Below are 9,266 nucleotides of genomic sequence, written 5' to 3' on the forward strand. Positions count from 1 at the left end.
CTGTACCGGCTTCGTCCACTTCCGGACTTTGCCGTTAGCCTGACGCGACGCACTCGCATCGGGATGGGGGACGGTCGTTACGCATGGCCAGGGAATTCCAACGCGGCCACAAGGCCAAGATCAGTGACCTCACCGCGGGCACCGATCTGTACGTAGGTGTGCAGATCACCGGCCCCGGGCTGACCTTCGACATCAGTTGCTTCGGTCTGGACGCCGACGAACGGCTGTCGGACGACCGCTACTTCATCTTCTTCAACCAGCCGAAGTCCCCCGAGGAGTCCATTCAGCTGCTCGGCGCGCAGTCGGGTGACTCGGAGTCCTTCCGGGTCAGCCTCGACCGGATTCCGGCGCAGATCCAGAAGCTGTCCTTCACGGCGACGCTCGACGGTGCCGGACAGATGTCGCAGATCGCCCCCGGATATCTCCGTGTCGTCGCGGGCGGCGAGGAGGTGGCCCGGTACGCCTTCAGCGGCGCGGAGTTCTCCACCGAACGTGCCGTGATGCTGGGCGACTTCTACCTCAAGGACGTCTGGCGGTTCGCCGCCGTGGGGCAGGGCTTCGACGGCGGTCTCGACGCGCTGCTGAAGAACTTCGGCGGCGAGGTCGCCGAGGAGGAGCCCGCCGCTCCGCAGCCGCAGTCCGGCGCGGCGCCGTCCTTCGCGCCGCCGGCCCAGGCCGGCGCGCCGCCCACGTTCGGCGCTCCGGCGGCACCCGCCCCGGCCCCCGCCGCCCAGGGCTTCGCGCCGCCGCCCGGTGCCACTTCGCCCGCTCACGCGCCAGCGCCCCCCGTGCACGCCGCCCCCACCATCGTGGGGCCGCTGCACACCCCGCCGGGCGGCACCGTCCCGCCGCCGGGCCCCGCGCCGTACGCGCAGCCGCCCGGTCCGCCCGGTCCGCCCGGTCCGCCGCCCGGCTACGGCCAGCAGCCGCCCGGCCAGGCGGCTCCGATGCCGCCCGGTTACGGGCAGCAGGCGCCGACGGCACCTCCCGGGTACGGGCAGCAGCCTCCGACGGCGCCCCCCGGCTACGGTCAGCAGCCGCAGTTCGGGCAGGTCCCGGGCCAGGCACCCGGGCCGTACCCGGGTCAGTCCGGTGCCCCCTCCCCGTACGGCGCGCCCCAGGGTGCGCCGCAGGGCGGGGCCGGTGTGGCCGCCGCGCTGGGTGCCTTCAAGGAGACGCCCACCGGTCAGCGGTGGACTCCGCAGAACAAGAAGCTCATCCGCGTCGATCTCGGCATCGGCGGTCAGCCCGTACTGGCCCGGCAGGGCAGCATGGTGCTGTACCAGGGCAAGGTCGACTTCAGCTACAAGGGCGCCGGGTTCTCCGGCCGGATCGTGGGCAACGCGACCGGCCAGGAGATGCAGCTGATGCGCTGTACCGGTCAGGGCCAGGTGTTCTTCGCCGAGAACGCCACCCATGTGCACCCGATCGAACTCCAGGGGGACGCGATCTGTGTCTCCGCGGAGAACGTCCTCGCCTTCGACGAGTCCCTCCAGTACGAGGTCCGCCGTATCGAGGGGCACGGCATCCCCGGGGGCGCGCTGTTCACGATGCAGTTCCAGGGGACCGGCACCATCGTCGTCAAGACGAACGGCGCTCCTGTGGTGCTTCCGGTGACACCCACGACGTTCGCCGACTGCAACGCCGTCGTCGCCTGGTCCGCCGCCGCGCAGGTGATCGTCTCCAGCCAGGTGAGGATGCGCCGGAACGCCTACCCCGGCGACACCGGCGAGAGCGTGAACCTCCAGTTCCGTGCCGCGCCGGGCAATTTCGTCGTCGTCCAGCCGTACGAGGTCTGAGGGAGCCCGTCATGAACCAGCCATTCGCGGGCTTTGCCCCGACACCCGTCACCACCCGCATGGAGAACCACGGCAATCACATGCTGAAGGTCGCCATGCAGACCGGGAACGACCTTCTCGCGCGCGTGGGGTCGATGGTGGCCTACGAAGGGTTCGTCCAGTACGAGCCCAACCCGCCCGCCGTCCGCCAGATCGCACGCGACTGGATGACCGGCGAGGGCGCGCCCCTCATGAAGTGCTCCGGCGACGGCCTGCTCTACCTCGCCGACTACGGGGCGAACGTCGTCGTCATCAACCTCAACGGGGACGCGATCTCCGTCAACGCGACGAATCTGCTCGCCTTCGACGCTCACCTCACCTGGGGCGTCGAGCGGGTGAAGGGGCTCGCCAAGTTCGCCGGACAGGGTCTGTGGAACACCAAGATCTCCGGTCAGGGCTGGGTCGCGCTGACGTCCCGGGGCAAGCCGATCGTCGTCGACTGCGGCGGCGGTGAGGACGAGACGTACGTCGACCCGGACGCGCTCGTCGCCTGGTCCCCGAACCTCAAGGTGAAGGGCAAGCGCAGCTTCAAGGCGCAGTCGCTGATCGGACGCGGCAGCGGCGAGGCGTACCAGATGGCGTTCTCCGGGCAGGGCATCGTCGTCGTCCAGCCCAGCGAGGACAGCACCGACCGCCTCCGAGTCCGGGGCTGAGGGGGAGCAGGACACCATGCAGAGCCCGCTTTTCGGCTACAACGAGCAGCAGACCCAGGACCGCTACAGCCTGCAGAACTCGCAGATGCTGCGCGTCGTCCTGGAGGGTCACGACGACATCCTCGCCCGCAAGGGCACCATGGTCGCGTACCAGGGTCTCGTCGAGTTCGACGCCGAGTTCCAGAACAACGGCCAGCGCCGCTCGCGGGCGCACACCGGCGAGGGCCTCGACCTGATGCGCTGCCACGGGCAGGGCACGGTCTACCTCGCCAACCTCGGCCAGCACGTGCACGTGGTCGACGTGGATCAGGACGGCCTCACCGTCGACAGCAGTTATGTGCTGGCGATGGACTCCGGTCTGCACCACGACGTCATCGCCGTAGACAGTCAGTACGGCATCTCCGGCTCCGGCAAGTACCAGCTCAACATCACGGGACGCGGCAAGGTCGCGCTGATGACCTCCGGGATGCCGCTGATGATGCAGGTCACACCGGACAAGTACGTCAACTGCGACGCCGACGCGATCGTCGCGTGGTCCACCGGCCTGCGCGTGCAGATGCAGGCCCAGACCCACTCCTCCGGGGTGTGGCGGCGCCGCGGCAACACCGGTGAGGGCTGGGAGCTCAGCTTCATGGGCAACGGCTACGCGCTCATCCAGCCCAGCGAACTCCTGCCGCCGCAGAACGCGGTGGTCGGCCAGGGGGTGCGCGCCCAGTACGGCATGGGCCAGCACGGCGCCCACGCGCAGAACCAGGGCAACGCCTGGAGCTGACCGCATCGGCCGTTCGGAATACGACGGTCCGCGAGCAGACGTAAGGGGCGACCGCCATGGCGGTCGCCCCTTACACGTCGGTCGCCCGCGCGGCGGTCACAGCCGGGCGCGGGCACCTTCCAGGAGACGTACGACCGAATCGTCGGCCACCTCGGCGACCTCGTCGTACGCGAACCAGCGCAGGTCGAGGGACTCGTCGCTGATGGCCTCGACGGCGTCTGCCGGGGCGAGGGCGGCGTACTGGACGTCCAGATGCCAGTGGCAGGGCGCCGGGATGGCGTGCCGGTCCAGGGTCACGGGGCCGCCCGGAGCCAGGGTCAGACCCTGGATGCCCGATTCCTCGGTCGCCTCGCGCAGGGCCGCGTCGGCCAGGGTCGAGTCGCCCGGCTCGCAGTGCCCGCCCATCTGGAGCCACATCTGGAGCTTGCGGTGCAGCGTCAGCAGAACGCGGCCCCGCATCGGGTCGATCACCAGAGCGCTCGCCGTGACATGCCCGGCGTGGCACGACTTCCACATGCCGTCCGGATGCTCGGACAGGTGGTCGAGATAGACCTGGCGCAGCTCGTCCTGGTCCTCGTGGCTCTTCAGCACGAGGACCGCGTCGTCGTACAGGCTCACTCGGTGCCGTCGCCCTTGTCGGTGTCCTCGGAGTCGTCGTCCTTCTTCAGGTTCGGCTTTTCGGTGGCGGCGCCGCTCGCGGCCTCGCCGAGCATCTTGTCGAGCTCGGAGAAGTCCAGGTGCTCGCGGTGGACGAAGCCGTCCGGGTCGTCGAGGTCGGACGCGGTCGGCAGCATGTCCGGGTGGGCCCACAGGCCGTCCCGGCCGTCCACGCCGCGTGCGTCGGTGAGGGAGGCCCACAGGCGCGAGGCGTCCCGCAGCCGGCGCGGGCGCAGCTGCAGGCCGATCAGCGTGGCGAACGTCTGCTCGGCGGGACCGCCCGTGGCGCGGCGGCGGCGCAGTGTCTCGCGCAGCGCGTCGGCCGACGAGAGCCGCGGCTTGGCCGCCGAGTGGACGACCGCGTCCACCCAGCCCTCGACCAGGGCGAGGGCCGTCTCCAGGCGGGCCAGCGCGGCCTTCTGCTCCGGCGTGTCCTCCGGCTGGAACATGCCCTGCTGGAGTGCCTGCTGCAGCTCCTCCGGGTTCTGCGGGTCGAACTGGCCGACCACGTCCTCCAGCTTCGCGGTGTCGACCTTGATCCCGCGCGCGTACCCCTCGACAGCGCCGAACAGGTGGGAGCGCAGCCACGGCACGTGCGCGAAGAGGCGCTGGTGGGCGGCCTCGCGCAGGGCGAGGTAGAGCCGCACCTCCTCCTGGGGGACGCTCAGGTCCTTGCCGAACGACTCGATGTTCAGCGGCAGCAGCGCGGCCTTGCCGGCCGGGCCGAGCGGCAGACCGATGTCGGACGAGCCGACGACCTCGCCCGCGAGTACGCCCACGGCCTGTCCGATCTGCGTGCCGAACATGGCGCCGCCCATGGAGCGCATCATGCCGATGAGCGGGCCCGCCATGGCCTGCATCTCCTCCGGCAGGACGTCGCCCATGGCCGCGCCGACACGCTCGGCGACCGGGTCGACGAGCTCCTTCCACACGGGCAGGGTCGCCTCGACCCACTCCGCCCGGCTCCACGCCAGCGCGGAGCCCGCACCGGAGGGCAGGGAGGTCGCGTCGTCCAGCCACAGATCGGCGAGCCGCACGGCCTCCTCGACCGCCAGCCGCTCGGCGGGGCCGACGCTCGCGTCCTTGGTGCCGTCAGAGGTGCCCTGGGAGACCGTCTGCCGGGCGATCTGCTTGGCCATGTCCCAATTCACCGGACCACCCTCGTACGAGAGCATCTGGCCCAGTTGCTGGAACGCGGCGCCCAGGTCGTTGGGGTTCATGGAACCGAACATGGCTGCGAGCGGATTGTCGGCTCCGGGGCCACCGGCTCCGGGCAGCCCGAAACCGAACGATCCCTGACCACCACCGCCCTGCTGGTCCTTCTTCTTGCCCTCGTCGCCGCTATCCGGCTCCTCCGGCGGAAGGCCGAATCCGAATGGGGTGTCACTCACGGGATTCCTCGGCTGGTAAGGCCGCCGGTTCGTTCCGACGGCGGCTGCCCACAACACCACCCAGCGTAGACACCTGAACCCGATCGGGCCTCGGTGCTTCGCCGACTCGTCGACTGCGGCAGGATGGATGCCACCTGGTACGGGCGCGTCACGCGCGTCCATACTGAAGACAACCGCTGGAGACGCCCGGTGAGTTCCCCAGATCCGCAGGTTCGCGCAGCGCGAAACCACTCAACCAGCCCAGCCTCGCGCGGCCCCGTCGTCGCGGTCACCGGCGCCGCGGCCGGTGTGGGCGCGCTGCTCACCGAGCGGCTGGCCGCCAGCGAGGAGATCAAGCAGGTCGTCGCGATCGACGAGCGGCGCGGCGAGTGCGCCGACGCCCAGTGGCACATCCTGGACGTCCGCGACCCGGCGATCGCCGAGAAGCTGCGCGGCGCGGACGTCGTGGTGCATCTCGCGCTCGACCTCGATCTGGAGACGGACGCGGCGGCCCGGACGGCGTACAACGTCCGGGGGACGCAGACCGTGCTCACCGCCGCCGCGGCGGCCGGGGTCCACCGTGTCGTGCTGTGCACCTCGGCGATGGTCTACGGGGCGCTGCCCGACAACGAGCTGCCCCTCGCCGAGGACGCCGAACTGCGGGCTACGGCCGAGGCGACGGGGGTCGGTGACCTCCTGGAGATCGAGCGGCTCGCGCGTCGTGCCCCGCGGGCGCACCCGGGCCTGAACGTGACCGTCGTACGGCCCGGGGTGCTGGTCGGCGGCGGCACCGACACCGCGCTGACCAGGTACTTCGAGTCTCCCCGGCTGCTGGTCGTGGCGGGATCGAGGCCCGCCTGGCAGTTCTGCCACGTCGAGGATCTGTGCAGCGCGCTGGAGTACGCGGTCGTCGAGAAGGTGGATGGCGAGCTGGCCGTCGGCTGCGACGGCTGGCTGGAGCAGGAGGAGGTGGAGGAGCTGAGCGGGATCCGGCGGATGGAACTGCCGTCCGCGGTCGCGCTGGGCGCCGCCGCCCGGCTTCACCGGATCGGGCTCACTCCCTCGCCCGCGGGGGACCTCGCCTACACGATGTACCCCTGGGTGGTGAGCGGGAGCCGGCTGCACGACGCCGGATGGCGGCCGCGGTGGACCAACGAGGAGGTCCTGGCGGAGCTGCTGGAGGAGGTTGCCGGGCGGCACACGGTGGCGGGCCGGCGGCTGGGACGCAAGGACGCGACCGCGGCGGGCGCGGCGGGCGCGACGGTGGCCCTGCTGGGCGCGGCCGCGGTGGTCCGGCGCGCGCGGAAGGCCCGTCGCCGGATCTGAGATCACGGCCGTGCGATGCCGTGCCGCGGCGGTCTGTGGCCTGGCGCGGTGGGGCGTGCGGTGTGACGTGCGGGAGGGTGACGGCGCGGCGCGGCCGCACGGTCCGGGGCCGCGGGCCGGTTCCGGACCGTGCGGTGGGGACGGCTCCGTACCGTGCCGTGGGTTCGGTTCCGGGCCTTGCCCCGGAGGCGGTTCCGGGCCGTGCCGTGGGTCGGCCCGCGCCCTGTGGGCCGGGCGTGGCCGGGTTGTCGAGCTGAGTCCGTCGGAACAGGTACGGACCGGGCTGTGCGGTTGAGCCTTGTGGGTGTCGGTCACGGTCCGTGTCGGGGGATCCCGCCCCGTGGGCCGGTGCCGGACCGCGCTGCGAAGGCCGCCCGCCCTGGGGACCTGGCAGGGCCCGCTCGTGAGGCCAGGGGCCGCCGGCCGGTGTTGCCGGTGTCGGGCGGGGCGTGACGGTGAGCGTCGTGCGCGTCACGGACGGGCTCGTGAAGTCGGGGCCGGCCCTGTAGGAGGCTCCAAAGCCGCACGCGTGCGTGCCGGGTGAAAACCGTATTCCACGGTGTCGGCGGGGTGCGGCACGATGGAGCCATGGCACCTACCTATGACCATCCCGGTGAGCAGGCCGCGCAGGACCCGATCCGGCTGCTCGCGATCCGCGACGAACCGCTCTCCCTGGACGAGGTCTTCAAGGCTGTGGGGGACGCCGCCGCCGGGGGGACCGCGTTGTTCGTGGGGACCGTGCGCAATCACGACGGAGGCGCCGACGTCGACGAGCTGGGGTACTCGTGCCACCCCAGTGCGGAGGCGGAGATGCGGCGGGTCGCGGAGAAGGTGGTCGCCGCGTATCCGGTGCGGGCGCTGGCCGCCGTTCACCGGGTGGGCGACCTGGTCGTCGGGGACCTGGCCGTCGTCGTCGCCGTGTCGTGCGCGCACCGGGGCGAGGCCTTCGAGGCCTGCCGCAAGCTCATCGACGATCTCAAGCACGAAGTGCCGATCTGGAAGCACCAGAAGTTCTCCGACGGGTCGCAGGAGTGGGTCGGCGCCTGCTGAGACGAGCGGGATTCTCCGCCGCTGAGGACCGGCCTGTTTCGCACCTCCTCTTCCGGTTGCGTAACCGGGGCCCTGCCGTGAGCGTTAACACTGCGGATGGTTAATCTGCTGATCAGTCAGTTGCGGTCGCTCATGGGGTTGGGAGGTCGACATGGCGGCGCTTGCCTGGTTGCTGATTCCGTTTATGGCCGCGATCGGTGCCGGACTGTGGGGCAGTTGGGCCGGCCGGAATCGCAAGGCCGCGGGAGACGGTGTCGAGCTCGCCGGATACACGCGCTTCCGTGAGGCCATGGAACGGTCCGACGCCCGGGAGAAGTCCCCCTCCGACGCGGCGTGAGACCCCGGGTCCGTCTCCGCGCGATGCCCGTGGGCGCGCGGGGTCGGGCAGCACCACGTACGGACGGCCCCGACGGTGCGCTTACAGCACCGTCCCGTACTGTCGTTCCATGCCACGCCGCACCGCGACGATGCTCGCCTCCACTCTGATCCTGATCGCGCTCCTGTGCGCGGGAGTGTTCATCAAAGTGCCGTACTCGGAGATGTCACCGGGTCCCACGGTGAACACGCTGGGTGACCACGACGGTGAGCCGGTGCTGCAGATCTCCGGGCGCAAGACATATCCGACGACCGGGCACCTGAACATGACCACGGTCCGGGTCACCAGCGCCGACTACAACATGAACCTCGTCGAGGCCGTGTACGGATGGCTGGCGCACGACAACAAGATCGTGCCGCACGACACCCTCTACCCGGACGGCAAGACCGAGGAGCAGTCGACGCAGGAGAACGCCGAGGAGTTCAGCCAGTCCCAGGAGAGCGCCAAGGTGGCCGCTCTGAAGGAGCTGGACATCCCGGTGAAGTCCTGGGTGATCGTCTCCACCGTCCTCAAGGGCTCCCCGGCCGAAGGACGGCTGCACGCCGGTGACGTGATCAAGGCCGTCGACGGTACGGCGGTGAAGGCGCCCGACGACGTCGCGAAGCTGGTCACCAAGCACAAGCCCGGCGACAAGGTCGTGTTCACGATCGTGCCCGCCAAGGAGCAGGCCGCCGCCGAGAAGGAGAACAGGACGGCGACCGGGACCAAGGACGTGACGATCACCACGGCCAAGTCCGACGACGACGGCGGCGACCGTGCCATCGTCGGGATCTCGGCCGGGACCGACCACACGTTCCCGTTCACCGTCGACATCAAGCTCGCCGACGTCGGCGGCCCGAGCGCGGGTCTGATGTTCTCGCTCGGCATCGTGGACAAGCTCACTCCGGGGAACCTCACCGGAGGCAAGTTCGTGGCGGGTACCGGCACCATCGACGACGACGGCAAGGTCGGCCCCATCGGCGGCATCGAGATGAAGACCGTCGGCGCGCGCGACAAGGGCGCCCAGTACTTCCTGACGCCCAAGGACAACTGCGCCGCCGCGGCCAAGGACACCCCCAGCGGGCTCACGCTCGTCAAGGTCGACACCATCGACGACGCGATGGGCGCCCTCAAGGACATCAGCGCGGGCCGGACCTCCGACCTGCCGAAGTGCACCACCAAGGGCTGACGGCGACCGCCGGCCCGCACGGTACCGCTCGTGCGTGAGAGGGGGCGCCCCGGAAC

The 9,266-nt window shown here is 70.8% G+C and carries 9 protein-coding genes; 7 read left to right on the forward strand and 2 right to left on the reverse strand.

The features are described from left to right. The first annotated feature begins 83 nt into the window (after positions 1-83). Genes ACFWBT_RS20885 through ACFWBT_RS20895 form a run of 3 tightly spaced genes read left to right on the forward strand, consistent with a single transcriptional unit; the run spans position 84 to position 3,263 of the window. Positions 84-1,799 (forward strand): TerD family protein, encoded by a 1,716-nt coding sequence (locus ACFWBT_RS20885; protein WP_385702391.1) that lies wholly within the window; start codon positions 84-86, stop codon positions 1,797-1,799. Positions 1,800-1,810: 11 nt separating this feature from the next. Further along, on the forward strand, positions 1,811-2,491 hold the full coding sequence (locus ACFWBT_RS20890; RefSeq protein ID WP_266762527.1) for an AIM24 family protein: 681 nt from the start codon (positions 1,811-1,813) through the stop codon (positions 2,489-2,491). Between the two features lie 16 nt (positions 2,492-2,507). After that, the gene (locus ACFWBT_RS20895) at positions 2,508-3,263 is read left to right on the forward strand and encodes an AIM24 family protein (protein ID WP_385702394.1); all 756 of its coding nucleotides are present in this window, start codon (positions 2,508-2,510) and stop codon (positions 3,261-3,263) included. A gap of 96 nt (positions 3,264-3,359) precedes the next feature. On the opposite strand, the gene ACFWBT_RS20900 is transcribed toward ACFWBT_RS20895, so the two are convergent. Continuing rightward, the gene (locus ACFWBT_RS20900; protein WP_385702396.1) at positions 3,360-3,881 is read right to left on the reverse strand and encodes an NUDIX hydrolase; all 522 of its coding nucleotides are present in this window, start codon (positions 3,879-3,881) and stop codon (positions 3,360-3,362) included. Continuing rightward, positions 3,878-5,311, reverse strand: coding sequence for a zinc-dependent metalloprotease (locus ACFWBT_RS20905; RefSeq protein ID WP_385702399.1), 1,434 nt, complete (start codon positions 5,309-5,311; stop codon positions 3,878-3,880). The genes ACFWBT_RS20900 and ACFWBT_RS20905 overlap by 4 nt, the downstream gene beginning before the upstream one ends. Before the next feature lie 189 nt (positions 5,312-5,500). Here ACFWBT_RS20905 and ACFWBT_RS20910 point away from each other — a divergent pair, with 189 nt between their 5' ends. From ACFWBT_RS20910 to ACFWBT_RS20925, 4 genes are all read left to right on the forward strand, one after another. Continuing rightward, positions 5,501-6,616, forward strand: coding sequence for an SDR family oxidoreductase (locus ACFWBT_RS20910; RefSeq protein WP_385702402.1), 1,116 nt, complete (start codon positions 5,501-5,503; stop codon positions 6,614-6,616). A 588-nt stretch (positions 6,617-7,204) separates the two neighbouring features. Beyond that, positions 7,205-7,666 carry a molybdenum cofactor biosynthesis protein MoaE gene (locus ACFWBT_RS20915; protein ID WP_385702403.1) on the forward strand — a complete coding sequence of 154 codons (462 nt, stop codon included), beginning with the start codon at positions 7,205-7,207 and terminating at the stop codon, positions 7,664-7,666. Positions 7,667-7,817: 151 nt separating this feature from the next. Beyond that, a complete protein-coding gene (locus ACFWBT_RS20920) occupies positions 7,818-8,003 on the forward strand; it encodes a hypothetical protein (protein WP_385702406.1) in 186 nt (61 codons plus the stop codon). Between the two features lie 109 nt (positions 8,004-8,112). Continuing rightward, a complete protein-coding gene (locus ACFWBT_RS20925) occupies positions 8,113-9,210 on the forward strand; it encodes a PDZ domain-containing protein (RefSeq protein ID WP_385702409.1) in 1,098 nt (365 codons plus the stop codon). The last annotated feature ends 56 nt before the right edge of the window (positions 9,211-9,266 follow it).

Source organism: Streptomyces sp. NPDC060027 (genome assembly GCF_042737005.1).
In the GTDB taxonomy this organism is placed as follows: domain Bacteria; phylum Actinomycetota; class Actinomycetes; order Streptomycetales; family Streptomycetaceae; genus Streptomyces.